This is a genomic window from Streptomyces sp. NPDC058619, from assembly GCF_042717785.1.
In the GTDB taxonomy this organism is placed as follows: Bacteria; Actinomycetota; Actinomycetes; order Streptomycetales; family Streptomycetaceae; genus Streptomyces.
The window spans coordinates 1-23,895 of sequence record NZ_JBHXQN010000030.1 but is presented as its reverse complement, the minus strand read 5'-3'; the positions used below and the strand labels follow the sequence as shown (position 1 = coordinate 23,895).

The window sequence follows — 23,895 nt, the reverse complement described above, 5'->3', positions numbered from 1 at the left end:
ATGCTGAGGTCAGACCTCGCCGCGCCAGGAGCCGGTTTCGGCGCCGCGGGTCTCGATGTACTCCTTGAAGCGCTTGAGGTCACCGGTGACCCGGCGCTTGACGAAGCCGAGCTTGTCGCCGACGTTCTCGGTGAATCCCTCGGGGTCGTAGTCGAGCTGGAGCATGACCTTGGTCTTGTTGTCGGCCAGGTGGTGGAAGGTGACGACGCCGGCCTGCTTGGCCTCGCCGCCGACCGTGGTCCAGGCGACGCGCTCGTCGGGGATCTGCTCGGTGATCTCGGCGTCGAACTCACGCTCCACGCCGGCGACCCTGGTCTCCCAGTGGGTCAGCGTGGCGTTGACCTGGGTGATCTTCTCCACGCCGTCCATGAACCGGGGGAACGTCTCGAACTGCGTCCACTGGTTGTAGGCGGTCCGGACGGGAACGTCGACCTCGATGGACTCTTCGACCTGCGACATGAAAAGCAGCTCCTTCTCTCACGGACGCGCCGACGTTCGTCGACACGCGGGCGTGGTCATGAATGCCCTTCGCTGCGCTACTGCCCACAGGGCGCCAGGCCATGACCCCCAAACGGCACGGGAATTAGTCCGCGAAAATTACATCCGGTCGTGTCCCGGCTCCCGAAGTGGGGCCGGACACAACTGCAAGGTGGAGCTGTGTGTCGGGCAGGGTGATCCCCGCACTTCGTTAAGGAGGACCCCGGAAAATGAGTCAGTGGCATTGACATGGGCAAAAGCTGCGCCAACGCCTTTCGGGAGCCCAGAGAAGGATGGCCGTTCAAAACGGTGATTCTGCCGGGTGGGCGACTCCGCGGATTCCGTCACGGTGGAGTACGAGGGAAACTTGACGCACGACGAGCTCCTGCCGGCCCTGCCCGCCGGTGAACCGCGCGTTACCCCGCACTACCTGCATTTCACGACCTGCATTTGAGGCGATTTCTCCCGGCTGGGAGCTTTCTCGTCCGTGGACGGGTTGTTCCCTCTCCACCGGGTAGGCGGCGAACGCGGCACCCGGCCCGTTCGGTACGCCGGGCAGATGCCATGCCCCCCGTGCAGTCGTGTGACAGCGGGGGCCCGCCTGAGCCCCGCGGCTCTGCGGTCATGACCGAGACGTTCCGCAGACCCTGAGGAGAGATCATGAGCGCAGCACACGACACCACCACCCCCGGCGCAGACGGAGACGGGCTGCCGGGCAGGCCCGGGCCGGTGCCGCCGCCCGTGGCCGAGCCGATGCAACCCGCAGAGCCCCTGCCGCCGAAGGCGGACCAGCAGGGACCGGAGACCGTGAGCCCCACCGGCCAGGCCACCGGAGCCGAGCAGACACGCAGGGCGCAGAGCGGCGCGTACCTCACCACCTCTCAGGGCGCACGGCTCCCCGACACCGACCACTCCCTGAAGGCGGGGGCCCGTGGACCGGTGCTGCTGCAGGACCATCACCTGCGCGAGAAGATCATGCACTTCGACCACGAGCGGATCCCGGAGCGGGTCGTCCACGCCCGCGGTGCCGCCGCGCACGGGGTCTTCCAGGGTTACGGAACGGCCGGCGAGGTGTCCAAGGCCGCGTTCCTGGCCAAGGACGTGGAAACGCCGGTGTTCGTACGGTTCTCCACCGTCCTCGGCTCGCGGGGCTCGGCGGACACCGTGCGCGACACCCGGGGATTCGCCACGAAGTTCTACACCGAAGAGGGCACCTTCGACCTGGTCGGGAACAACATCCCGGTGTTCTTCATCCAGGACGCGATCAAGTTCCCCGACGTCATCCACGCCGGCAAGCCGCACCCGGACCGGGAGATCCCGCAGGCGCAGAGCGCCCACGACACGTTCTGGGACTTCGTGTCCCTGCACACCGAGGCCACCCACCACACCCTCTGGAACATGTCCGACCGCGGCATCCCCCGGTCCTACCGGATGATGGAGGGCTTCGGCGTCCACACGTTCCGCCTCGTCAACGCGGCCGACGAGAGCGTACTGGTGAAGTTCCACTGGAAGCCGAAGCTGGGCGTGCACTCCCTGGTGTGGGAGGAGGCCCAGCTGATCAACGGCATGGACCCCGACTTCCACCGCCGGGACCTCGCCGACGCCATCGAGTCCGGCGCCTTCCCGCAGTGGGAGCTGGGCATCCAGGTCTTCCCCGACACCCCGGAGCAGACCTTCGAAGGCATCGACCTCCTCGACCCCACCAAGATCGTTCCGGAGGAGCTCGCCCCCGTACAGCCCATCGGGCTGATGACCCTGAACGCCAACACCAAGAACTACTTCGCGGAAACCGAGCAGGTCGCCTTCCACCCCGGCCACCTCGTCCCCGGCATCGACGTCACCGACGACCCCCTGCTCGCCGGCCGGCTCTTCTCCTACCTCGACACCCAGATCAGCCGGCTCGGAGGCCCCAACTTCGGCCAGATCCCCATCAACCGGCCGCACGCACCCGTCAACGACATGCTCCGCGACGGCATGCACCAGACCGCCGTGCACACCGGCGTGGCCCCGTACCGGCCCAACAGCCTCGACGGCGGCTGCCCCTTCCTCGCCGGCGCAGACATGGGCGCGTTCATCGAGACGCCCGTGAAGGTTCCCGCGGCGAGCAAGGTCCGTGAGGCGCCCGCCTCGTTCTCCGACCACTTCAGCCAGCCGCGCCAGTTCTGGCTCAGCATGACCCCGCCCGAGCGCGAGCACATCATCGCCGCCTACACCTTCGAGCTGAACAAGTGCTATGAGCAGGCCGTCAAGGAACGCACCCTGAAGGTCCTGGCGAACATCGACCCGCAGCTCTGCGAAGAAGTCGCCACCGGCCTCGGCCTGCCCGCACCCGCGGCCACCGTGCCGCTCGTCACTCCCGACCCCAGCCCCGCGCTCTCCCAGATGGGAGGCACCTGGCCCACGGACGGCCGCGTCATCGGCATCATCGCCGACGCCGCCGCCGACCTGGACGGCGTACGGACCGCGCGGCAGGCCGTCCTGGACGCCGGAATGGTCCCCCTCGTCATCGCCCCGACCGGCGGGACCCTCGGCCTCGACGGCGACCCGGTCACGGTGCAGCGGACCTTCGCCACCGCACGATCCGTCGAGTTCGACGCCCTCCTGCTCGCCGGCGCACCCCAGGCCGGCGCAGACGCCTACGGCGCCCGGGACGCCAAGGCCGGCACGGCCCAGCCCCCCTCGGCCCCCGACCCGCGCGTCCTGCTCCTGCTCACCGAGGCGTTCCGCCACGGCAAGGCCCTCGGCGGCTGGAACGGCGCGGAGCAACTCCTCGAAACCACCGGCATCACCGCCGACGAACCGGGCGTCGCCCTCGGCGACGGCAGCGCGGCAGCGGTACAGGCGATCACCGCAGCCCTGGGCGGGCACCGCGCCTGGGACAGGTTCCCGCCCGCCCTCTGACAGGCACACCGCACCACCTCGACCGCGCCCCACCCGCCGCAGCCGCCCCTCACGGCCGCGCCAGGGTCGGGCGCGGTCGTCGTGTCAGGGCCCGGACGGCCTTCCCCACCGTCACGACCGACTCACCGCGCGAGCGGCCAAGGCCCCGATCGCGAGAAGCCCGTGCACCCGCCGGCACCGGGGGACGGCCCCCCTTCGACGCGGGCGAGGGGACGAGCCGTGCCCCGACGCCGCCGGAGAACACCGACGACGTCCGGCGGAGGCCCCTGCCCGCGGCCCCCGCCGCCGTTCGCCCCGCATCCGATGCACCCATCAGGTGGACGGGCGCCGTCTGCTGTCTGAGCTCCTCCGCCCGCGGGGGACAAATGCCTCGCACGGTCCAGGGTCGCGGGAGAGCGCATCCGTGCGCCGGGTGAACGCGGAACAGGTGGCAAGCACCACTTCACGACACGGAGGACTCTATGCACGCGAAGTCGGTCGCCCGCCACCTCATCACCACCCCCCACCGGCAGACCGCACACGCCTCCCGGCCCACCGCCGCTGCCGTCGACGCCGACGTCACCCACGCCGTCACGGGCGAACTGGCGCGCCTGTGCGCCGAGTCCGTCGCGTACAGCCGGTCGCTCGACCCCGTCTTCGCCACCGACGTCGCGGAGCGGCTGACCGCCTTCACCCTCGGCGGCGGCTCGCGCATCCGACCCCGCTTCCTGTGGTGGGCCATGCGCGCCTGCGGCGGTACCGACGCCCACGTCGCCGGAGCGCTGCGCCTGGCTGCCGCCATCGAACTCATCCAGAGCTGCGCCCTGGTCCACGACGACGTCATGGACCAGTCGGCAGTACGCCGCGGCAGGCCCTCCTTCCACGCGCAGATCGGACTCCAGTTCCCGGCGAACACCTTCCCGGAGGACGCGGGCCCGGCACCGTTCGCCCAGTCCGTCGCGGTCCTCGCCGGAGACCTCGCGCTGTGCTGGGCGGACGACCTCGTCGCCGGAGCCGACCTCGACCCGCCCGTACGAACCGACATCCTGCAGATCTGGCGGGCCATGCGGACGGAGATGGTCGCCGGGCAGTACCTCGACCTCCACGGCCAGGCGACCTCCTCCCGCTCGGCCACCCGCGCCATCCGCACCGTCTGCCTCAAGACGGCCCGCTACACCGTCGAACAGCCCCTGGCCCTGGGCGCCGCACTGACGGGAACCGACGACGCCACCCGACGCTCCCTGGCCGCCGCCGGCCGGTGCGCCGGAATCGCCTTCCAGCTCCGCGACGACCTCCTGGGCGTGTTCGGCGACCCCGCGGTCACCGGCAAGCCCTCGGGCGACGACATCCGCTCCGGCAAGGCGACGTACCTGCTCGCCCTCGCCCACGCGCGCGCCCGCGCCACCGGCAACACCGACGTCGTCGACCTCCTCCAGGCCTGCCGGGGGAGCGGCCCCCTCTCCGGCCCGGCCCTGGCCTCGGTCCGTACGGCCCTTCACTCCACCGGGGCACCCGCCCACGTCGAACGGCGCATCGACCGCCTGGTGCGCGCCTGCGAACGCCACCTGACCGCTGCCCGCCTGCACGGCCCCGCCGCCCGGCACCTGACCGAACTGCTCAGACAAATCGCCTCGCCCCCGCCGCACAACGCCGCCGCCACCGGACCCGCCGCCCACCGCGGAGGCACCCGATGAAGACGATCACCGGCCGCACCGACCACGTGGTCGTCGTCGGCGCGGGCCTCGCCGGTCTCTCCGCCGCCCTCCACCTCCTCGGCGCCGGCCGCCGGGTCACCGTCGTCGAACGCGACCGCCTCCCCGGAGGCCGGGCCGGCCTCATCGAACGCGACGGCTACCGCTTCGACACCGGCCCCACCGTCCTGACCATGCCCCACCTGCTGGAGGAGGCCTTCGCCGCGGTCGGCCAGAGCATGTCCGACCGGCTGACCCTGCACCCCCTCCACCCCGCCTACCACGCCCGCTTCGCGGACGGCAGCAGCCTCGACGTCCACACCGACGCCCACGCCATGGAAGCGGAGATCGAACGCTTCGCCGGAGGCCGCGAAGCCGCCGGCTACCGCCGCCTGCGCCACTGGCTGCACGACCTGTACCAGGCGCAGATGGGCCGCTTCATCGACACCAACTTCGACTCGCCCCTCTCCCTCCTGCACCCCGACCTGGCCCGCCTCGCCGCCCTGGGCGGATTCGGCCGTCTCCAGCCCGCCATCGGCCGGTTCATCACCGACGAGCGGCTGCAGCGCGTCTTCTCCTTCCAGGCCCTGTACGCCGGCGTCCCGCCGGCCCGCGCGCTCGCCGCCTACGCCGTCATCGCCTACATGGACACCATCGCCGGCGTGTACTTCCCCGAGGGCGGCATGCACGCCGTCCCCACCGCTCTGGCCGCCGCCGCCACCGAGGCGGGCGCCACCCTCCACCACGGCCAGAACGTCACCCGCCTGGAGCGCACCGGCGACCGCATCACCGCCGTCGTAACCGACCGGCAGCGCATCCCCTGCGACGCGGTCGTCCTGACCCCGGACCTGCCCGTCTCCTACCGCCTGCTCGGCGCCCGCCCCCGCCGCCCGCTCGCCCTGCGCCACTCTCCGTCGGCCGTCGTCCTGCACGCCGGAACCGACCGGACCTGGCCGGACCTGGCCCACCACACCATCTCCTTCGGCGCCGCATGGAAGCAGACCTTCCACGAACTCACCCGCAGCGGCCGCCTGATGAGCGACCCCTCCCTCCTCATCACCCGGCCCACCGCCACCGATCCCGGCCTCGCCCCGCCCGGCAGGCACACCCACTACGTCCTCGCGCCCTGCCCCAACACCGCCGTCGGCCCCCCGGCCGCCTCCTGGAAAGACCTCGGCCCCCGCTACCGGGACAGCCTGCTGCGCGAGCTGGAGGCCCGGGGCCTGACCGGCTTCGCCGACGCCATCGACACCGAGGTCCTGGTCACCCCCGCCGACTGGACCTCCCAGGGCCACGCCGCCGGCACCCCCTTCTCCGTCGCCCACACCTTCCCCCAGACCGGCCCCTTCCGCCCCCGCAACCTCGTACGCGGCACCGCCAACGCCGTACTCGCCGGCTGCGGCACCACCCCGGGCGTCGGCGTCCCCACCGTCCTGATCTCCGGCCGCCTCGCCGCCGCCCGCATCACCGGCCTGCCCGCCCGCCCCCGCACCACGGCGCCACTCCCCGCAGCGACGAAAGGCAGCCCCGCATGACGCGACGCGAACTCGACGCCGCCGCCATCACCGACCCCGCCCTGCGCGCGGCCTTCGACCGCTGCCGCCGCCTCAACGCCCGGCACGGCAAGACGTACTTCCTCGCCACCCGGCTGCTGCCCGCCTCCCGCCGCCCCGCCGTACACGCCCTCTACGCCTTCGCCCGGCTCGCCGACGACATCGTCGACGACCTGGCCGCCCCCACCGGGCCCGGCGACCGCGCCGGACGGCTCCACACCCTCTCGCGCGACCTCCACACGGCGATCACCGGCGGCACCGGCCACCACCCCGTCGTCACCGCCGTCGCCCACACCGCGCACCGCTACCGCATCCCCCACAGCCACTTCGACGACTTCCTCGCCTCCATGCGCAGCGACCTCACCGTCACCGACTACGACACGCTGGACGCGCTGCGCGGCTACATGCACGGCTCCGCCGCCGTCATCGGCCTCCAGATGCTCCCCGTACTGGGCCACACCGCCCCCCGCGACGAAGCCGCCCCGCACGCCGCCGCCCTCGGCGAGGCGTTCCAGCTCACCAACTTCATCCGCGACGTCGGCGAAGACCTCGACCGCGACCGCGTCTACCTCCCCGCCGACCTCCTCGCCGCCGACGGCGTCGACCGCGACCTGCTGTTCTGGAGCAGACGCACCGGCCGCCGCGACCCCCGCATCACCCACGCCCTGCGCTCCGCAGCCGCCCTGGCCCGGCGCTTCTACGCAAGGGCACAACCCGGCCTGAACATGCTCGAACCCCACTCCCGGCCCTGCGTCCGCACCGCCTTCGTCCTCTACGGCGAAATCCTCGACGCCGTCGCCCGCGACGGGTACGCCAGCGTCCACCACCGCTCCGCGGTCCCCCTCACCCGCAGGGCGGCCGTCGCCGCCGCCGGACTGGCCCGGATCGCCGCCGGCCGCCTGACCGCCCCCGCCGCCCCCGCCGCCAAGGAGCCGGCCCGATGAGCCCCCGCGCCCCCCGCCGCCGCATCCCGGTCGGCCTGCGCCGCGAACCCGTGGCCTGGCACCGGCAGGAACCGACCTGGCGCAGCGCCTCGCCCCGGCTCATCGACGCCGCCCTCAAACGGGCCCAGGCCCGGCCCACGGGCAACTGGTACGTCCTGGGCCCCAGCAGCTCCGTCCGTACGGACACCGGGTACGGCGTCACCGTCGAAGGCACCGAGACCGTCGCCTGGCGGGACGCCGAGGGGGCGCTCGTCGCCGGACCGGGCGCCTGCCCGCACCTGGGCGCCGCGCTGGCCCAGGCCCCGGTCCGCTGCGGCACCCTGGTGTGCCCCTGGCACGGACTCGCCCTCACCGGCGCCCCTTTCGCCGGATGGAACCCCTACCCCGCCCACGACGACGGCGTCCTGGCCTGGGTACGGCTCGACGACCACGGCCGCGAGGAACCCCTCGAAGCGCCCCCCGTGCCGGCCCGGCCACCCGCCGCCCGCTCCCTGGCCGCCGTCTACACCGGGACCGGCGCCTGCGAGCCGGAGGACATCGTCGCCAACCGCCTCGACCCCTGGCACGGGGCGTGGTTCCACCCCTACTCCTTCGCCGACCTCACCGTCCTCGACGACGGCGCCGACACCGACGTCCTGACCGTGCGCGTCTCCTTCAAGGTGGCCCGCCGCATCGTCGTGCCCGTGACGGCCGAGTTCACCGCCCCCGGCCCCCGCACCGTCGTCATGCACATCACCGAGGGCGAAGGCCGGGGCTCCGTCGTGGAAACCCACGCCACCCCGCTCGGGCCCGGCCGCGACGGCCGCCCCCGCACCCGGGTCACCGAAGCCGTCATCGCCACCTCCCACCGACCCGGCTTCACCCTCGCCCGCACCGCCGCCCCCCTCCTGCGGCCCCTCATGCGCCGCACCGCCGGCCGGCTGTGGCGCGACGACCTCGCGTACGCCGAGCGCCGCTGGCAACTGCGCAGCACAGGACACTTCCCCGGCTGAACCGACCCCGCGCCAAGGGGACCGGCCCGTCCGGACCGGGCCGGCCCGCTACGGCACGCGCGGTGTCCGCTGCCCCAGCCCCGCCAACAGCCGGCCCGCCGCTGACCGCCCCCGGTCCGGCACCGTCCACAGCGTCTCGCCCCGCACACCCCACCGCTCCAGCAGCGCATTGGCCGCCAGGAACCCGCTCGTCGCCGCCCGCTCCATCAGCGCCACCGGCAGACCCGTACGCACCAGGTCCCCGGCCACCACCACCCGCGCATCGCCCGTCCGCACACCCGGCCGCTCCCGGTAGCCGTCCACCGTGAACAGCGGACAGTCCTCACGCCACTCGTGCCGCACATCCACGATCCCGGCGTCCGCCGTCTCCGGATACACCTCGCGCAACCGGCCCACCAGCCGCTCCTCCACATCCCGGCGCCGCTCCGCCGGATCGACCGCGTACGCGTGCAGCTCCACCACCGAACCGCCGCTCCGCAGCGCCCACCGGTGCGCCTCGCCCTCCCACCGGTCCAGGACGCTCACGTTGTCGAGGTCGCCGAAGCCGCTGGTGCCCAGGAACCCGTGCCGGCCGCCCGCCACCGGCCGCGACAGCCACAGCCGCGACACCAGGAACGGCGGCGCCGTCCGCAGCCCCGCGACCGATGCCCGCCACGCCGGACCCACCAGCCGTGGCGACGCCCCGGCCACCGCCCGCAGCCCCCCGGTGTCCAGCGCCAGGACCACCCCGTCGAACTGCTCCACGGCTGCCCCCGCGGCGACCTCCACCCGCTCCTCGCCGACGGGGCGCACCTCGTGGACCGGCGTGCCCGTACGCAACTCCACCCCGAGCCCGCCCAGATAGCGGGCCAGCGGATCCCACAGGGCCTGCGGGAACGGCTCGCGCGGCACGTCGAACAGCAGCCCCTCGCTGGAGCCGAGGAAGTAGATGTGGAACATCAGCACCAGCTCGGCCGCCGACAGCGTCGCCGGATCCGCGAAGAAGCTCCGCGAGAACACCTCGAACGCCAAATGGTGCGCCGCCTCCGGGAACCGGATCGAGGCCAGGAACTCGTCGGCGCTCACCGCGTCCAGCGCCTCGTACACCCCCGGGACACCGACATCCAGAAGGGGCAGGGCCGCGCGCGGATTCATCCGCCCCAGATCACGCCAGCCGAACGACGGGCTCTGCGCGACGAAACCGAGCGCGCTCAGCGGCGGCGTACGCGGCACCCGCGCGAAGCTGTCCTGCCCGCCGTCGCGGTGGCGCAGCGGATAGTCCGCCAGCCCCGTCAGCCCGTGAAGCCCCGGATCGGTCCGGCGCAGCAGCGCCCGCAGGTTGTAGTACTGCCGGAAGAACGCGTGGAACCCGCGGCTCATCGTCGCCTCCGAGCCGTCCGCCAGCCTCGTCCCCCACCCCGCCAGCCGGCCGCCGAGCTGCGCGTCCCGCTCGAAGAGGACGACGCGCACACCGCGCTCGGCGAGCACCGTGGCCGCAGACAGGCCCGCGATGCCCCCGCCGACCACGGCCACCCGCGGCCCGTCCCGCTCGACCCGCGGCCGCCCGCCGCGGGGATCGACGCGCCGGGCCCGCCGGTCCCGGCCCGGGTAGGCCCCGCTCACGCGGCGACCCGCCCGACGAAGGTGTGGGTGATCCCCGTCTGCCAGCCCGGCAGCGGCAGCACCCGAACGTCCGTGAACCCGGCCGCCCGCATCCGCGCGGCGAACTCCGGCGCGGTGTCGAAGCCGACCACGCTGCGCCACAGGTGCTCGTACAGTCCCGCGTCGCCGCCCGCCCGGCCCAGCGGCATGATCACCGTCCGGCACACGGCCGTCCACAGCGCCCGGTGCACCGGCTCCCCGCTGAGCGCGTACTCGTGCACGGCGATCCGCGCGCCCGGCGCCATCACGGCCCGCACGCGGGCCAGCGTCAGGCCGGGATCGGGCACGTTGCGGAAGAGGTACGCGGCGAAGACGGCGTCGAACGGCCCGTGGACGCCCGCCTCGCCGAGCCGGTCGGCCGACGCCCGTACGAAGTCGACGCCGGCGGGCCAGTTCTTGCCCGCGGCCCGTTCCAGCATGCCCGCGGAGGCGTCCACCCCGGTGACGCGGGCCGCGCCCGCGGCCGACAACAGCGCTGCCGTCGAGGCGCCCGTACCGCAGCCCAGGTCCAGGACGCGGACGCCGCGGCCCGCGTCCGGCAGCCCCAGCCGGCGGGCCGAGCGGCGCAGATGTCCGTGGTAGCCGGGGCTCGCCGCGACCAGCAGGTCGTAGCGTGCCGCGGCACGGTCGAAGGCAACCGACAGGGAGTCTTCGCGCAGCAGTGACATGACAGCCTTTCAGTACCGTCCCGGCCCCGAGGCCGGGACGGATCGGCGGAGGAGCGGCAGTTCCAGAAGAGACCGCAGCATGGGCAGGACGGGCGTGCGCAGACCGATCCCGAAGTCCTCGACGGGCGAGGTCGCGCCGTCCAGGAACCGCAGGACCCGCTCGGCCGGCAGGGACGCGAAGAGGTGGGAGAACAAGGCCCCGCCGTCGACCCGCCCGGTGTCCAGCGCGCGCAACAGCACCGCGTCCATCGCCCGGGCCCGGCGCCCGTGCACGGCGGGTGCCCGGGCGGGGGAGCGGCCCGCCCGCACCGCCTCGGCCAGGTGGCGGCTCTGGCGCTGGATCGCGGCGAACGTGTAGCCGGTGGACGGCCGGGTCGCCCCGCCGGCCGCGCCGATGAAGTAGACCCGGCGCCCGCCGCGACGGGGGTAGACGCCGTCGCTCATCGGGATCACCCCCTGCTCCCGCTCACCCACCGTGTAGTGGCCGAGGCCCAGGACCGACGTGCAGTAGTGCCGCAGGGCACGGTCGTACGCCGCCCCGTCCACCACGGAGCGGGAGAACTCCGTGTACTCGACGAGTGCTTCGTACCGGCTGAGCGGCAGCACGTACCCGAAGGCGAGTCCCCGGGGCGGCTGGGGGAGCCGGAAGTCCATCAGGGTCGCCGCGTCGGGGTCGAAGACCGGCTCGGCGGTCCGCACGAACCAGCCCCGGAAGTGCTGGAGCAGCGTGGTCCGGGCGGCGGGCAGGCGCCGCGGCGGCCGCGAATCGAAGACGAGCCCCGACCGGATCACCGAGGGCGCCCCCGATGCGTCGCTGCCGCAGACCACCGCACCCCCGGCGGCATCCCGCGCCGACTCCACCGTCATCAGCCGCACATCGACCCCGTACGCACCGAGCCGCCCCGCCATGGCCGCCCCGAACCGGTCCGACCGCAGCATCTTGTACCGCATCGGCCCCAGCGGACGGTCGATCACCGCGCCGTCCGGCGCGTACAGGCGCAGCCGGTTCCAGCTCGCGGCCAGCAGCCCGTCGTACGGACCGGCGCCCGCCTCCCAGAAGCACCAGGTCCGGGCGGGCGGGCGCAACGGACCCGGCGGCGCGTCGACCACGACCACGCGCGGCGCCGGCCCTCCCCCGGAGCGGGGCCGCGCGAGGCCGACCGCGAGCGACAGCCCGGCCGCCCCGGCCCCGACGACGGTCACATCGGAATCCCGGCTCACCCCGTCCTCCCGCCCATCGCGCCAACCGTCCCTCTTCCGCGCCGACCACCCCAGCGGATGCAGTCAACCCCTCCCGCGGGAGGGGGGCCCCAAGGACCACGGGAGGCGGCAGAAGGACCATCCCCATGGCCCTCCGGCGCCACCCCCGCGGGGGACGGCCCCCGCCGGGGACAGGAACCCGCAGGGCCCCCGTCCGGTCCCGGTGCTCGGCAGCCCGGGGGCGAGGCGGGCCGGAGCCCGCCGCAGACCGTCACGGAGCGGGGCAGTGCGCTTGCCACGGGGCGATGCGGGCATGCGCGAAGAGAACCACGGTGTCGAGCGCCGCCGCCGGCAAGCCCGCCCGCCGGGCGGGAAGCATCCTCAGCGCGAGCGGCGCTGCATCATCTGGAGGTTTCGCATGTCCTACTCCGCTGGCCCCGACCCGCTTGCCGATTTGTCCGCAGCGGGGGTGTCGATATGGCTCGACGACCTGTCCCGCGAGCTCCTGGCCGGTGGCGAGCTCAACAAGCTGATCGCTGACAAGCACGTGGTGGGGGTCACCACCAACCCCACGATCTTCGCCTCCGCCCTGTCCAAGGGCGACCGCTACAACGAGCAGCTGCGCGGCCTCGGCGCCGGCGCGGCCAGCGTCGATGACGCGGTCTTCGCCCTGACCACCGACGACGTACGGAACGGCTGCGCGGCCTTCGGCCCGGTCTACGAGCGCACCGGCGGGACCGACGGGAGGGTCTCCATCGAGGTCGACCCACGCCTGGCCCAAGACGCCGACGCCACCACCGCCCAGGCCCGCAAGCTGTGGCAGACGGTCGACCGGCCGAACCTGCTCGTCAAGATCCCGGCCACCCGCAAGGGGCTGAAGGCGATCACCGCTGTCATCGCCGAGGGCATCAGCGTCAACGTCACGCTGATCTTCTCCCTGGACCGCTACCGCGACGTGATGGACGCCTACCAGAGCGGCCTGGAGCAGGCGCAGGCCGCAGGGCGCGACCTGTCGGACATCCACTCGGTCGCCTCGTTCTTCGTCTCCCGCGTCGACACCGAGGTCGACCGCCGCCTCGACGACCTCGGCACCCCCGAGGCCCGGGCACTCAAGGGCAAGGCCGCGGTCGCCAACGCCCGGCTGGCATACCGGGCGTACGAGCAGATGACCGCGGAACCGCGCTGGCAGCGCCTCGCCGCTGCCGGGGCCCGGGTCCAGCGGCCCCTGTGGGCGTCCACCGGGGTGAAGGACCCGTCCTACCCCGACACGATGTACGTCAGCGAACTCGTCATCGCGGGCACCGTGAACACCATGCCGGGCGCCACCCTGGCCGCGTTCGCCGACCACGGCACCCTCCCCGCCCACCAGCCGGACGCGGACGACTACGCGGCCGCCGCCGGCCACCTCGAGGCGCTGGAGCACGCCGGCGTCGAATTCACCGATGTCACCGACACCCTGGAGCGCGAAGGACTGACCAAGTTCGAAGACAGCTGGAAGGACCTCGGAGCCTCCGTGGAGCGCGAGATGCACCCCGAAGCGGCCCAGAGCGGCGGCAGCGGGAGCCGGGACGGCGACTCCGACGGCGCCGACTACCTGGCGACCTACCTCAACGACCACTACGCCGGCGCCACCGGGGGCCTGGAACTGTTCCGGCGGGCCGCGGCGGCGCAGACCAGCGGAGAGAGCAGCACGGCACTGGCCGACCTGGCCCGCCAGGTCGAAGAGGACCGTGACGCGCTGGCGCAGCTCATGACCGACCTGGGAGTGCCCACCAGCCGTTCGAAGGCCGCCATGGGCTGGATCGCCGAGAAAGCAGGCAGGCTCAAGCCCAACGGGCATCTCCTCTCCCGTTCCCCGCTCAGCGACGTCCTCGAAGCGGAGGCCATGCTCCTGGGCGTCCAGGGCAAGGCAGCCTGCTGGCGGACCCTGCGCGCCCTCGCCGAAACCGACGAGCGCCTGGCCGCCGAGCAGCTGGACACCCTGATCGAACGCGCCGGGCGGCAGATCGAAGCTCTGGAGAAGCTGCGCGCCTCGGCGGCCACCCGGACGTTGCGCCGCCCCCAGCCCGGTGGCGGCGGCCCGGCCGCAGCCGCGGGATGACGCCACGGCCCAGCCCGGGTGACGCCGAGCAGAAGGTCACCGGCCGGGGCGGGTGGCCGACCCCCCTGTAGCCGCGCCGTCCTGGTTCCTCCGCCCGGCCTTGCCTCTGCCGGTCAGGCAGAGGCGGGACTGGGCGAGGCGGCCGGTGGTGCGAACAGTGCCCGGATGGTCTGGGTGGCCGTTTCGCGCAGCCAGGTGTGGGCGCGGTCGTCGTCGTAGCGCTGGTGCCACAGCAGGTACAGGGGGACGTGGGGCAACGGGAGCGGCGGGGGCAGCGTGACGAGGCCGAGTTGTTCCCGGGCGGCGCGGGTGACCGCGTCGGGGAGGGTGACGACCAGGTCGGTGCCGAGCGCGAGTTGCAGCGCGAAGGCGGCGGTGGGCCCGGCGGCGACGACGCGTCGTTCGAGACCGCCCGTGGCCAGGGCGTCGTCGATCGGGTCGCGCAGGCTTCCGCGCCGCGAGACGGTGAGGTGTTCGGCGGCCGCGTAGCGCTCGGGGCTCAGCGGGCCTTCGGTGAGCGTGTGGCCCGGCCGGACGGCAACGACCAGCCGGTCCCTGCCGACGAGGCGGTGGCGGATGTCGGGGAGCGCCGGAGCGATGGAGCTTGATTCGAGGTCGACCTCACCCCGGCGCAGCTCGGCGTCGTCCGTCCCGGGTTCGGCGGACAGGCGCAGCCGGACGCCGGGGGCCTGCCGGTGCAGGGCGGTGATCAGGGCGGTGCCGCAGGCGGCGGTCAGGGCGTCGTGCCAGCGCACGGTGAACACCCGGTCCAGAGCCGCCAGGTCGAGCTCCTGCTGCGCGGAGAGAAGTCGGTGGGCCTGCTGCACGAGGGCGTGGACCTCGGCGCGCATGGCCAGCGCGCGGGTGGTGGGGACCATGCTGCGGCCGGTGCGGACCAGGATCTGGTCTCCGGTGACCTTGCGGATGCGGCCCAGGGAGCGGCTCATCGCCGGTGCGGTGACGTGGAGGCGTGCCGCCGCGCCGGCGACGCTGCCCTCTTCCAGCAGGGCGTCCAGAGCCGTGAGCAGATTCAGATCCAGTTGCATGGCGGTAACTCTACAACTGACAAGCATGCACTTGTTGTTAAGTCTAGGGCGGCCTACCTTCGAAGTGCGGGACGCAGGCGATCACCCGCACACATCGAACCCGGGAGCCCGCCATGAGCACAGCCATGCCTTTCGCCGCCGGTACGACGCTCATGTCCGATGTGACCGCGGCGGTGAAGGCCGCCGGCGCCACGCTGCTTGACCGCTACACCCCGCACGCCCGAGGCGTGAGCCTGGACGAGGTAGTCGAGGAGATCCACGCCAACGACGACGCGGTGCTCCACGTGCTGCGGGAGCCGCTGCTGCGGGCCCGGGAGGGATCGCGGTGGGCTGAGGACGAGCTGGCCGGCGGCGCGCTGCCGCCGGGGGAGTGGTGGGTCGTCGACCCCGCCGAGGGCAACATCAACCACGTCCACGGCATGGACGACTGGGCCGTCACCGCCACCCTTGTCCGCGACAACCAGCCGGTACTGACCGTCGTCCACCTGCCGCTGACGGGCGACACCTACACCGCCGCAGCCGGCGCCGGTGCCCGCCTCAACGGCCGTTCCCTGAAGGTGTCCGCCAAGTCCGACCTGGGCGCCGCGCTCATCGGCACCGGCCAGGCCAAGCCCGGCGAGGACAAGGACACCTTCCGGCGGATCGGTGACTCTGTCACCGCCATGCTCGTCAACGGCCTGGTCGTGCGCGTGTCCGTTCCCGCCACCATGCAGCTCATCCACGTCGCCGCAGGACGCACCGACGCGTTCTGGCAGTTCTCCGACGTCCGCTCCGGCCTGGTCGCCGGAGCCCTGCTGGTCTCCGAGGCCGGAGGCACCGTCACCGACCTGGCGGGGCAACCGTGGAGCACCGCCAGCCGGGACTTCCTGGCCGCCGCCCCCGGCGTCCACGCCGCCGCGCTCGACATCCTGTCGCCCATCGCCTGACCGGGAGCGGCCCGCATCCTTCCTCCTGCCCGATCCCGCAAGGAGCATCACCTCATGACCAGCATCGCCATCCTGGGCGCCGGCCGTGTCGGCGCCAACCTCGCCGGCAAACTCACCACCGCCGGACACCGCGTCATCCTCGGCCGACGGAGCACGCAGGCGCCCGCCGCAGCCCTCGGCGAAGCCGCCGGCTCCCGCTTCTCCCTCTCCGACCAGCGCACCGCCGTCCGCGCCGCGGACATCGTCATCAACGCGACGCCCGGCGACAGCACCCTGGACCGTCTCACCGGCCTGCGCACGGAACTCGCCGGGAAGCTCCTCATCGACGTCTCCAACGCCACCCACGACGTCGGCGGTCTGCCCGGCGGCCTGTGCTACCCCGGCAGCAGCCTCGCCGAACAGCTACAGGCCGCCCTCCCCGACACCCGTGTGGTCAAGACCCTCAACACCATGCTGTTCACGGTCATGACCGCTCCGGAGACCCTGGCCACGCCGCCGACCGTCTACGTCTCGGGCAATGACGAAGACGCGAAGGAGACGGTCACCGGCCTGCTCGGTGACCTGGGGTGGCAGCGCGCCTGGATCGAGGACCTCGGGGACATCACCACAGCCCGCGCAACCGAGGCCATGATCCTCATCGTCCCCCACATTCTGAACCGCCACGGCTTCACGCCCTTCGCCGTCTCCCTCGCCCGCTGACCCCGTACGGGCCACCGCACCACGCGACAGCCAGCCCGGCTGCGGGGGCGCAACCCCTCTGAACGAGCAGGAAACACATCGCATGAGCTCCGTAAGCGTCGACGGCGTCCGGATGACGTACCACGTGGCCGGAAGCGGGCCGGTGCTCGTCGCCCACCCCGGAGGCCCCGGCTTCGACTACGCCTACCTCCGCTCTCCCGAACTGGAAGAGCACTTCACCGTGGTCTACCCGGAGCCGGTCGGCACGGGATCCTCCGACAGCCCCGCGGCCTACGGCCTGGACACCTACGTCCACTTCCTGGCCGCCCTCATCGACCACCTCGGCGAACCGCGGGTCCACCTGCTCGGCCACTCGCACGGAGGTTTCATCGCCCAGCGTCACGCGCTGGACCACCCGGACCGGCTGGCCGGCCTGATTCTCCACCACACCTCACCCGTCGCGGGCCCGGACTGGTGGGCCGCCGCGATGGCAGGGCTGAACGCCTACCCGGACCTCTACCCCGACCAGCCCGAGGCGGCCGGCATCCCCGCAGCCTTCCAGAGCGCGCTCAACGCAGCCGACGACGAGCAGCTCAGTACGAGGCTGCGTGAAGCAATGCCGGTCTACTTCGCCGACTACTGGGCCCGGCGCGACGAGTTCGCTGACTTCCTCGCCGGCGTACACATCTGCGCCGAGCCGGCCACCGCGCCCGACCCGGAGCCGTTCGACGTCCGCGACCGGCTGGGCGCGATCACCACACCGACCCTCGTGATCGCGGGGCGGCGGGACTTCATCTGCGGCCCCCGCTGGGCCGTGATGCTGCGGGACGGCATCCCCGGTGCCCGGCTGGCCGTCCTCGAACACAGTGGCCACTTCGGCCACATCGAGCAGCCGGCCGAGTTCACCCGCGCGATCACCGGCCTGCTCCCCAACCGGTCCTGAGGCAGCTTCCCGCGGCTGCTCCGGCCCGTGGCTGCTCCGGCCCGCGGCCGTCCACGCCCGCCACAAGGCCTTCGCCCCGGGCTGTTCCGTCTCTCGCCCAGACGCGGGCCATGGCCGGGTCGGCCGCACAGACCGCCCACCGCCGCGCATGCAGCACCCGAGCACCCGCGATGCCCTGATCGGCTCGACAACTCGGGGCCGGTCTGATTGCGAGCCGCTCGTGTGGGCACACGGCCCGCGCAACCCATTCGTGCAGGGGAGGAACGGTTCCATGTCCCACGTCGCCGCAGCCGCCATTGCCGCCCGGGGGACGGTCCCCGGCGCCTTGCCCCGCGCTGAAACCTCCGTGGTCGCCGGGCAGCCCGGAGAGGCGTTGCCGCGGATCGACGACGCGCGGGAGGTGGCGCCCGCGGACGCGAGGGAGTTGTCGCGTCTGTTCCTGGCGCGGTTGAGGAAGCTGGAGGAGGGGACCCGGGAGTACCAGTACGCGCGCAACACCCTGATCGAGATGAACATCTCCCTCGTCCGGTTCGCCGCCCGCCGTTTCGCCGCCCGAATCAACGTCGGTATCGAGATCGAGGACATGATCCAGGTCGGCACCATCGGACTGATCAAGGCCATCGACCGCTTCGACCCCGAGCGGGAAGTCGAGTTCACCACGCTCGCCCTCCCGTACATCACCGGCGAGATCAAGCGGTACTTCCGCGACACGACCTGGGCCGTGCACGTCCCCCGCCGCCTGCAGGAACTGCGGGTCGAACTCGCCAAATGCCAGGAGGCGCTCACCGAGGTCCTCGGACGTGCCCCGGGCGTCAGGGAGATCGCGGAGCACCTCGAACTCTCCGAGGAAGAGGTCATCGAGGGGCTGGTGGCCGCCAACGGCTACAGCAGTGCTTCCATCGACTCGGCCACCGGCGCCACGGACCGCACGGCTGCCTGCCGCGAGAGCCGGCCGCTGAGCGACACGGTCGGTGACACCGATCCCGCGATGGCCCTCTTCGAGGACTTCCACACCCTCGCGCCGCTCCTGCGCGACCTCGACGAACGAGACCGCAGGATTCTCCGGATGCGCTTCGCCCAGGAGATGACCCAGTCCGAGATCGGTGCCGAGCTCGGCATCTCGCAGATGCAGGTATCCCGTCTGCTCACCCGCATCCTGACCGGGCTGCGAAACGGCATGCTCGCCGCATAGAAGGGCCCGGCGGTCGAATCGACGGCGGCGTTCGCCGCCCTGCCCCCGCAGTGCTCCAGCGACCACTTCTCCCGGACCCACGCCACCCCCCGGCAGCCCCTTCACCCCCGACGACCGGCACACCGGAGCCCAGGTCGTGTACTACGGCGGCGACGCCGGCCGGACGCGGGCCCGAAGCCGCGCACCGCCGGAGCACCGACCGGGCCGTGAGACCCCACCCGCGCCCCGCTACGACCGGCGCCAGCCGGTCGGCGCGACAGACGGGAGCGGCGTCCGACCGGCGCCCGGATACGCGCCGGGGACCTCCCGGTACGCCGGCACGGCTCAATGGGTCGGATGCCAGTGGTGGCTGCTCACCAGGTACGGGGCCAGGGTGCGGGCGCGCCGCAGCATTCCGTAGAGCTGCTGGGCGGGCCGTTGCTGCTCGCCGTGGAGGGCGTTGAGGACGATCAGACCACAGGTCAGGGCAGGTACGGCCCACTGCACATAGGACAGGTGGCGCTCGGCCTGCCCGGTGTCGACAGGAAGCCGTTCGGCCTTCCCCGCGTCCTCGGGGCTCTCGGAGGAGGCGAGCTCGATCTTCTTGCCGAGGACCCGGCCGTAGACGCTGGCGGCCAGCGCGGCCCCGGTCAGGGCGGTCTTGGCCAGGGTGGAGGCGGCGACGCCCTGCTGGGTGAGGATACGCGCGGCGTTGGCACCGAGCAGGCCGCCGGACCCGACGAGGTGCGCGCCGATCGCGACCGCACCCACAGGCGCCCACAGGGCCCACCCCGCGCTCGCGATCCTGGCACCCTGCTGCCAGTCCGCGCCCTGCTCCTTCGCGGCACCGTTGAGGCCGACCGCGCCCATCAGTGACCCGCCGAACCATGCGGCCAGGCCGACATCGTGAAGGCTGCGTAGGACGGTATGGCGTTCGGACATCACACGGCTCCTCATGCGGGGCGCGGCACGAGCGTCGGCAGGCCCGCCGACGCTCCCGCCACCGTCACCCCGGCAACCGGCCCCCGCCAGCGCGGCTGGTCCGAACGGCCCGCGGGAAGATGCCGGAGCGGACAGCCCGGAAGGGGTGTGCGCTCCGGTGGGTCTACTGCGGGGTGGAGCTTGCGGGCGGCGCGCTGGGAGGGTCTTCGGCGCGGTGGACCAGCCGGTAGCCGGAGGCTGGTTTGTGGGCGCGTCGGCTGCGTCCACGCAGGATGGCGGCGTCGATCAGGCTGCTGACCGCGGTGCCGCTGCGGCGGATGCGGTGCACCTGCCTGAGGCTGAGTCCGACGACGGTGGCGGATCGGCTGAGGGACGCGCCCTGGGCAAGGGAGAGCAGGAGGAGCCGCAGACCCACGCCGTTGAGCTGTCCCGCGCGGTCGGCGCGGTCGGCGCCGGCCATGGCCGCGGCCGTGGTGAGGGCGTGGTCGAACACTGGATCCCTCCTCCATTCGGCGAGGAGGGACTCGCTGATGCCTGCCGCGGCGGCCCATCCCGGCGGTCCGAGGCCCATGGCGGCAGCGTGGACGGCGTTGGCGCGCCGCTGGTGGGTTTCGCCGGCGAGGTCCTCGTATCCGTGGATCGCGGTGATCAGGGTCCGATCAAGAGTGTCCGCGACGTCGAGCCGGTCGAGGACGGAGTCGGCCCAGCCCTGAGCAGGCTGGCCTGCGTCTTGTGGTGGTGTCGTCAACGCGGCCTGCTCCCTGCCGGATTCCGGTGTTCAAGACTCATTGTGCGCAGTGGAAACGGCGTTCCGGGGGCTGGCCGGTGATGGTCGTCGGCAGGGCGGGGGTCAGGAGCCGTCGTAGTGGTCGCGGCTGCCGGATTTGGCCAGTCCTCGGCTGATCATGTAGCCGAAGGTGAGGATCACGATGTACAGCCATGCCATGTCGGCGCGGAAGTAGTCGCGGTGGTCATCCTCGGTGCCCACCACCATGGAGGCGATCAGGACCGCGATGACGGCAGCGATGTAGACGAAGAACTCCGTCGTCTTGAGTGCTGATTTCGTCTCGGTGGACAGGCGGCGTGTCCCGTGTCCGGAAACGTCTGTCTTGGCGGTCCGGTGGGCTTCGGGGGTGCCGCCCGGGTTCGCTGTGGTCATGGCAGCTGTCCAATCCGTCGTGCGGAGCACGTGGTGCGCTCCATGGGTGGGGATCACGTCAAGATCGACGCCGTCCCACCCAGCGACTACCCGAAAAGGACGGAATAAGCATCATGTAAAGAATTAATCAGCTGAATGGGGAGACATCGGCACGCCGCTGGATCGCGGCGGAGAAGCGCACGGCCGACGGCGCCCAGCGCCAGCCCGCGAGGACCCGCTGTCCTCAAGGACGCGGCCGGGGTGGGTGTCCCAGGGCAAGCGCGAAGTGCGGAAAGCCGGCGTGTCCCGGTTTCCGCTCGCGTAGCGGGGCATGCGCGACATACAAGCCCACAGGACGGAAGGAGGAACAGGTGAGTGCAGCCGTCCTGGACCAGCCCCTGTCCCGCATGAACCGACCAGCCGCAGCAGCACGCGACGCCACCCGTGCCTTCCTCACCCGCGCAACCCGCCTGCGGGCCCCCGCCAAGGACGAGAGCACGGACAACGTCCTCCTGGTGGTGGCCGAGCTCGTCGCCAACGCGATCCGCCACACCGTCGGCCCCTGCGCCCTGCGCCTGGAACTCCTCGACGGCTCCATCGACGTCTGTGTCACCGACCGCAGCCCACACCTTCCCCAGCCGCGGACCCCCAGTACGGACGGGACCGGGGGATGGGGATGGTTCCTCGTCAAGCGACTTGCCACCCACATCCGCATCAATCCGGTCCCGGAAGGTGGCAAGACCATCTGCGCGGAGCTCCCCTGGTAACAGCCTGCCGACCTGCCGACGGCCACGGCAAGCCCGTCAGCGGGACGGGTCCCACCCTTCGGGGCCGGCGCCGAGCCATTCGGGACGGATGCCTTCAGCGGGGGACCGTCCCTGAGGGCTGTGAGGCATCGGTGAGGTCGGCGCCGGTGGCGGCGTCGCGCTCGGAGTGGTGGACGCCGTGCCAGTCCAGGCACATGACGGTGGCGTCGTCGTCGAGGTGGCCATCACCGGCGTCGACAATGGCTTTGATGAGGGTGCGGGCGGCTTCGCGGGGATGCAGTGCGCGGGTGCGGATGATCAGGTCCGGCAGGTCGAGGTTCTCGGCGTTGCGCTCCAGCATCCCGTCGGTCAGCATGATCAGCCGGTCACCCGGGCGCAGATCCAGCGCCTGCACCCGGTAGTCGTTGTCGCGCGGGGTGTAGAGGCTGAGGCCGAACGGCGGATCGATCTTCGGAACGATCTCGTGGACCTCCCCGTCCCGCATGCGCAGTGGCCAGGGGTGCCCGGCGTTGACGAATTCCGTCTGGCCGTCGAGCAGGCTGATGCGCAGCAGCTGACCGGTGACATAGCCGCTGCGGCCGTGATCGCGCATGGCCCGGTCGGCTTGGTGGGCCTGTTCGGCGAGGCCGGCGCCCGCCCGCCGGGCCCGTCGCAGGGCGCCCACCACCAGGGTGGCGAGCAGCGATGCGCCGACGTCGTGGCCCATCGCATCGGTCACCGACAGCTGGACCGTATCCCGGTCGATCACGTAATCGAAGGTGTCGCCCCCGACATGGTCGGCGGGCTCCAGCGCCCCGGCTACCGCGAACTGTGCCGCCTCACACGCCAGTGACGCCGGGAGGAGCCGGTGCTGGATCTCCGCAGCCAGGCTCAGCGGCTTGGTGCGCCGGCCCCACTGGTACACATCGGTGTGGGACCGGTTCGCGATGACGATGTACGCCAGTGCGTGCGCGGTCTCGCCGATCTCCCGCATCACTTCCGCGCCCGGTACCGCGGGCAGGAACAGCTCCAGGAGCCCGATGGCATCCCCGCGGTTGGTCACCGGGGCCACCACGCGCACCAGCCGGCCCTCGCCGCTGTGCTCCACCTGCGGCTGCTGGCTGCGGATCACGTCCTCGTACAGGGTGCCGCGCAGCGGAATCCGCCGGGCCGGCTCATCGGTCTCGACACTGTCCGCGACTCCCAGCCGAACGACCGAGCTGCCCGTGAAGTCGGTGATCAGGAACGACACCGAGACAGCCCCGAGGTGGTCCTTGAGCATGCGCGCAACCACGTCGAGCGACTCCACCGGCGCCGCGGCCTCCGCCGCCTCCAACGCCCCCGCCAGAGTCATCGCCCTGCCCCGGCGTCTCCCGCCCGTGGAGGGACGAGAGGTCCGCACGCCGTCCGGCTCTCCTGCGGTCACAGCGACCCCTTGCTGTTCGATGCCGCCCCGGGACTCCGTCCCGGATGCCCGAAGATCCGCGCCAAGACGGCACCGGACAGCTCACATTGCACCACGGCGGCCCCCGGGACCCCGCAGTTTGCCCGCACCGGCCCCACCACCCGACCAGACCGATAACCTCCGCCACGGCCGCACCCAGACGCATCCAGGACGCATCCCCCGCGCGACACGCGCCCGCCAACCCCCGCCGGGAGTCGGCCACCGCTCACGAGCGGCAGGAGATGCGCAGAAGCGAACGCGACAGCGTGGAGGCGCAGGCCGCTGAACCGCTTGTACGGGCCTTGCCGCAGCGGCGCGACGCCGACACGGCGTACTCACGGCATCTCCGCCCGCGGTCGCGTTCTGTGGTGGCCGGCGAACGAAGAACCCCGGGCAGTGGCGGGCCGGGCCCTGCCCTGTGTCGCATTCCGGAGGAGGAGGTGCACGGGCTGAGTCCGACCCACCCGGCGCCTGCCCCGCGCCGGAAAGCCTATGCCGACACCGGAGCATCCCCCGGCGGGGGGCGACCGGGATGCTCAGTCGCCCGGGGGAGCCGTTTCGCCGCGATGCCGCCGGCCCGCGCGTCCGGGGTGGTCGGGGTTGTGATTGTGCCGTTTCCTGGGAAGGAGAGCCTTCAACCTTTGGAGGCTGATGTGACGCGGGACCGGTTCGGACTGGCTGATGTGCTGGCTGCGGCGGAGGGTGCCGCGCCGG

General features: G+C 72.6%; 20 protein-coding genes. 11 read left to right on the top strand and 9 right to left on the bottom strand.

Going from position 1 to position 23,895, the window contains the following annotated elements; translation table 11 throughout:
* Positions 1 to 9 precede the first annotated feature (9 nt).
* Positions 10 to 459, bottom strand: a complete 450-nt coding sequence (locus ACFWTC_RS25685; protein ID WP_383926585.1) for an SRPBCC family protein — start codon at positions 457 to 459, stop codon at positions 10 to 12.
* A 678-nt stretch (positions 460 to 1,137) separates the two neighbouring features.
* On the opposite strand from ACFWTC_RS25685, the gene ACFWTC_RS25680 reads away from it, so the two are divergent.
* The 5 genes from ACFWTC_RS25680 (at position 1,138) to ACFWTC_RS25660 (ending at position 8,537) form a co-directional block, all read left to right on the top strand.
* Positions 1,138 to 3,378, top strand: a complete 2,241-nt coding sequence (locus ACFWTC_RS25680) for a catalase (RefSeq protein WP_384028601.1) — start codon at positions 1,138 to 1,140, stop codon at positions 3,376 to 3,378.
* 461 nt (positions 3,379 to 3,839) lie between these two features.
* Positions 3,840 to 5,051 carry a polyprenyl synthetase family protein gene (locus tag ACFWTC_RS25675; RefSeq protein WP_383926591.1) on the top strand — a complete coding sequence of 404 codons (1,212 nt, stop codon included), beginning with the start codon at positions 3,840 to 3,842 and terminating at the stop codon, positions 5,049 to 5,051.
* Positions 5,048 to 6,583 carry a phytoene desaturase gene (locus ACFWTC_RS25670; RefSeq protein WP_383926593.1) on the top strand — a complete coding sequence of 512 codons (1,536 nt, stop codon included), beginning with the start codon at positions 5,048 to 5,050 and terminating at the stop codon, positions 6,581 to 6,583. Before ACFWTC_RS25675 ends, ACFWTC_RS25670 begins: the two co-directional genes overlap by 4 nt.
* A complete protein-coding gene (locus ACFWTC_RS25665; RefSeq protein WP_383926596.1) occupies positions 6,580 to 7,545 on the top strand; it encodes a phytoene/squalene synthase family protein in 966 nt (321 codons plus the stop codon). The genes ACFWTC_RS25670 and ACFWTC_RS25665 overlap by 4 nt, the downstream gene beginning before the upstream one ends.
* A complete protein-coding gene (locus ACFWTC_RS25660) occupies positions 7,542 to 8,537 on the top strand; it encodes a DUF5914 domain-containing protein (RefSeq protein ID WP_383926598.1) in 996 nt (331 codons plus the stop codon). Before ACFWTC_RS25665 ends, ACFWTC_RS25660 begins: the two co-directional genes overlap by 4 nt.
* Positions 8,538 to 8,585: 48 nt before the next feature.
* Here the strand turns inward: ACFWTC_RS25660 and ACFWTC_RS25655 are convergent, their stop codons facing one another.
* Genes ACFWTC_RS25655 through ACFWTC_RS25645 form a run of 3 tightly spaced genes read right to left on the bottom strand, consistent with a single transcriptional unit; the run spans position 8,586 to position 12,067 of the window.
* A complete protein-coding gene (locus ACFWTC_RS25655; protein ID WP_384028603.1) occupies positions 8,586 to 10,139 on the bottom strand; it encodes an FAD-dependent oxidoreductase in 1,554 nt (517 codons plus the stop codon).
* Positions 10,136 to 10,846: a class I SAM-dependent methyltransferase gene (locus ACFWTC_RS25650; protein WP_383926604.1), complete on the bottom strand. Its 711-nt coding sequence runs from the start codon at positions 10,844 to 10,846 to the stop codon at positions 10,136 to 10,138. The genes ACFWTC_RS25655 and ACFWTC_RS25650 overlap by 4 nt, the downstream gene beginning before the upstream one ends.
* 9 nt (positions 10,847 to 10,855) lie before the next feature.
* The gene (locus ACFWTC_RS25645) at positions 10,856 to 12,067 is read right to left on the bottom strand and encodes a lycopene cyclase family protein (protein ID WP_383926606.1); all 1,212 of its coding nucleotides are present in this window, start codon (positions 12,065 to 12,067) and stop codon (positions 10,856 to 10,858) included.
* A 397-nt stretch (positions 12,068 to 12,464) separates the two neighbouring features.
* Between ACFWTC_RS25645 and tal the strand changes: the two genes are divergently transcribed.
* On the top strand, positions 12,465 to 14,147 hold the full coding sequence (gene tal / locus ACFWTC_RS25640; RefSeq protein ID WP_383926609.1) for a transaldolase: 1,683 nt from the start codon (positions 12,465 to 12,467) through the stop codon (positions 14,145 to 14,147).
* Between the two features lie 113 nt (positions 14,148 to 14,260).
* Here tal and ACFWTC_RS25635 read toward each other — a convergent pair whose 3' ends face one another.
* Positions 14,261 to 15,193, bottom strand: a complete 933-nt coding sequence (locus ACFWTC_RS25635) for a LysR substrate-binding domain-containing protein (RefSeq protein WP_383926612.1) — start codon at positions 15,191 to 15,193, stop codon at positions 14,261 to 14,263.
* A gap of 113 nt (positions 15,194 to 15,306) precedes the next feature.
* On the opposite strand from ACFWTC_RS25635, the gene ACFWTC_RS25630 reads away from it, so the two are divergent.
* The 4 genes from ACFWTC_RS25630 to ACFWTC_RS25615 all read left to right on the top strand — a co-directional run bounded on the left by ACFWTC_RS25630 (position 15,307) and on the right by ACFWTC_RS25615 (position 18,932).
* Positions 15,307 to 16,119, top strand: coding sequence for an inositol monophosphatase family protein (locus ACFWTC_RS25630; RefSeq protein ID WP_383926615.1), 813 nt, complete (start codon positions 15,307 to 15,309; stop codon positions 16,117 to 16,119).
* Between the two features lie 15 nt (positions 16,120 to 16,134).
* Complete coding sequence (locus ACFWTC_RS25625; protein ID WP_383926638.1) at positions 16,135 to 16,818, top strand: NADPH-dependent F420 reductase; 684 nt, start codon at positions 16,135 to 16,137, stop codon at positions 16,816 to 16,818.
* Positions 16,819 to 16,900: 82 nt separating this feature from the next.
* The gene (locus tag ACFWTC_RS25620; protein WP_384028605.1) at positions 16,901 to 17,740 is read left to right on the top strand and encodes an alpha/beta hydrolase; all 840 of its coding nucleotides are present in this window, start codon (positions 16,901 to 16,903) and stop codon (positions 17,738 to 17,740) included.
* 271 nt (positions 17,741 to 18,011) lie between these two features.
* A complete protein-coding gene (locus tag ACFWTC_RS25615) occupies positions 18,012 to 18,932 on the top strand; it encodes a SigB/SigF/SigG family RNA polymerase sigma factor (RefSeq protein ID WP_384028607.1) in 921 nt (306 codons plus the stop codon).
* A gap of 324 nt (positions 18,933 to 19,256) precedes the next feature.
* Here the strand turns inward: ACFWTC_RS25615 and ACFWTC_RS25610 are convergent, their stop codons facing one another.
* The 3 genes from ACFWTC_RS25610 to ACFWTC_RS25600 form a co-directional block, all read right to left on the bottom strand.
* Complete coding sequence (locus ACFWTC_RS25610) at positions 19,257 to 19,853, bottom strand: hypothetical protein (protein ID WP_383926624.1); 597 nt, start codon at positions 19,851 to 19,853, stop codon at positions 19,257 to 19,259.
* A gap of 163 nt (positions 19,854 to 20,016) precedes the next feature.
* Positions 20,017 to 20,601: a hypothetical protein gene (locus tag ACFWTC_RS25605; protein ID WP_384028608.1), complete on the bottom strand. Its 585-nt coding sequence runs from the start codon at positions 20,599 to 20,601 to the stop codon at positions 20,017 to 20,019.
* A 102-nt stretch (positions 20,602 to 20,703) separates the two neighbouring features.
* Positions 20,704 to 21,012, bottom strand: coding sequence for a hypothetical protein (locus ACFWTC_RS25600; RefSeq protein WP_384028610.1), 309 nt, complete (start codon positions 21,010 to 21,012; stop codon positions 20,704 to 20,706).
* A 350-nt stretch (positions 21,013 to 21,362) separates the two neighbouring features.
* Between ACFWTC_RS25600 and ACFWTC_RS25595 the strand changes: the two genes are divergently transcribed.
* On the top strand, positions 21,363 to 21,758 hold the full coding sequence (locus ACFWTC_RS25595; protein ID WP_384028612.1) for an ATP-binding protein: 396 nt from the start codon (positions 21,363 to 21,365) through the stop codon (positions 21,756 to 21,758).
* 94 nt (positions 21,759 to 21,852) lie between these two features.
* Here the strand turns inward: ACFWTC_RS25595 and ACFWTC_RS25590 are convergent, their stop codons facing one another.
* Positions 21,853 to 23,091, bottom strand: a complete 1,239-nt coding sequence (locus ACFWTC_RS25590) for a PP2C family protein-serine/threonine phosphatase (RefSeq protein WP_383926635.1) — start codon at positions 23,089 to 23,091, stop codon at positions 21,853 to 21,855.
* Positions 23,092 to 23,895: the final 804 nt, after the last annotated feature.

Coding starts and splice junctions, on each gene's coding strand:
- ACFWTC_RS25680 (WP_384028601.1), top strand. CDS start 1,138: ATGAGCGCAGCACACGACACCACCACCCCCGGCGCAGACGGAGACGGG.
- ACFWTC_RS25675 (WP_383926591.1), top strand. CDS start 3,840: ATGCACGCGAAGTCGGTCGCCCGCCACCTCATCACCACCCCCCACCGG.
- ACFWTC_RS25665 (WP_383926596.1), top strand. CDS start 6,580: ATGACGCGACGCGAACTCGACGCCGCCGCCATCACCGACCCCGCCCTG.
- ACFWTC_RS25620 (WP_384028605.1), top strand. CDS start 16,901: ATGAGCTCCGTAAGCGTCGACGGCGTCCGGATGACGTACCACGTGGCC.
- ACFWTC_RS25670 (WP_383926593.1), top strand. CDS start 5,048: ATGAAGACGATCACCGGCCGCACCGACCACGTGGTCGTCGTCGGCGCG.
- ACFWTC_RS25630 (WP_383926615.1), top strand. CDS start 15,307: ATGAGCACAGCCATGCCTTTCGCCGCCGGTACGACGCTCATGTCCGAT.
- ACFWTC_RS25610 (WP_383926624.1), bottom strand. CDS start 19,853: ATGTCCGAACGCCATACCGTCCTACGCAGCCTTCACGATGTCGGCCTG.
- ACFWTC_RS25600 (WP_384028610.1), bottom strand. CDS start 21,012: ATGACCACAGCGAACCCGGGCGGCACCCCCGAAGCCCACCGGACCGCC.
- ACFWTC_RS25660 (WP_383926598.1), top strand. CDS start 7,542: ATGAGCCCCCGCGCCCCCCGCCGCCGCATCCCGGTCGGCCTGCGCCGC.
- ACFWTC_RS25615 (WP_384028607.1), top strand. CDS start 18,012: ATGTCCCACGTCGCCGCAGCCGCCATTGCCGCCCGGGGGACGGTCCCC.
- ACFWTC_RS25685 (WP_383926585.1), bottom strand. CDS start 459: ATGTCGCAGGTCGAAGAGTCCATCGAGGTCGACGTTCCCGTCCGGACC.
- ACFWTC_RS25590 (WP_383926635.1), bottom strand. CDS start 23,091: ATGACTCTGGCGGGGGCGTTGGAGGCGGCGGAGGCCGCGGCGCCGGTG.
- ACFWTC_RS25650 (WP_383926604.1), bottom strand. CDS start 10,846: ATGTCACTGCTGCGCGAAGACTCCCTGTCGGTTGCCTTCGACCGTGCC.
- ACFWTC_RS25635 (WP_383926612.1), bottom strand. CDS start 15,193: ATGCAACTGGATCTGAATCTGCTCACGGCTCTGGACGCCCTGCTGGAA.
- tal (WP_383926609.1), top strand. CDS start 12,465: ATGTCCTACTCCGCTGGCCCCGACCCGCTTGCCGATTTGTCCGCAGCG.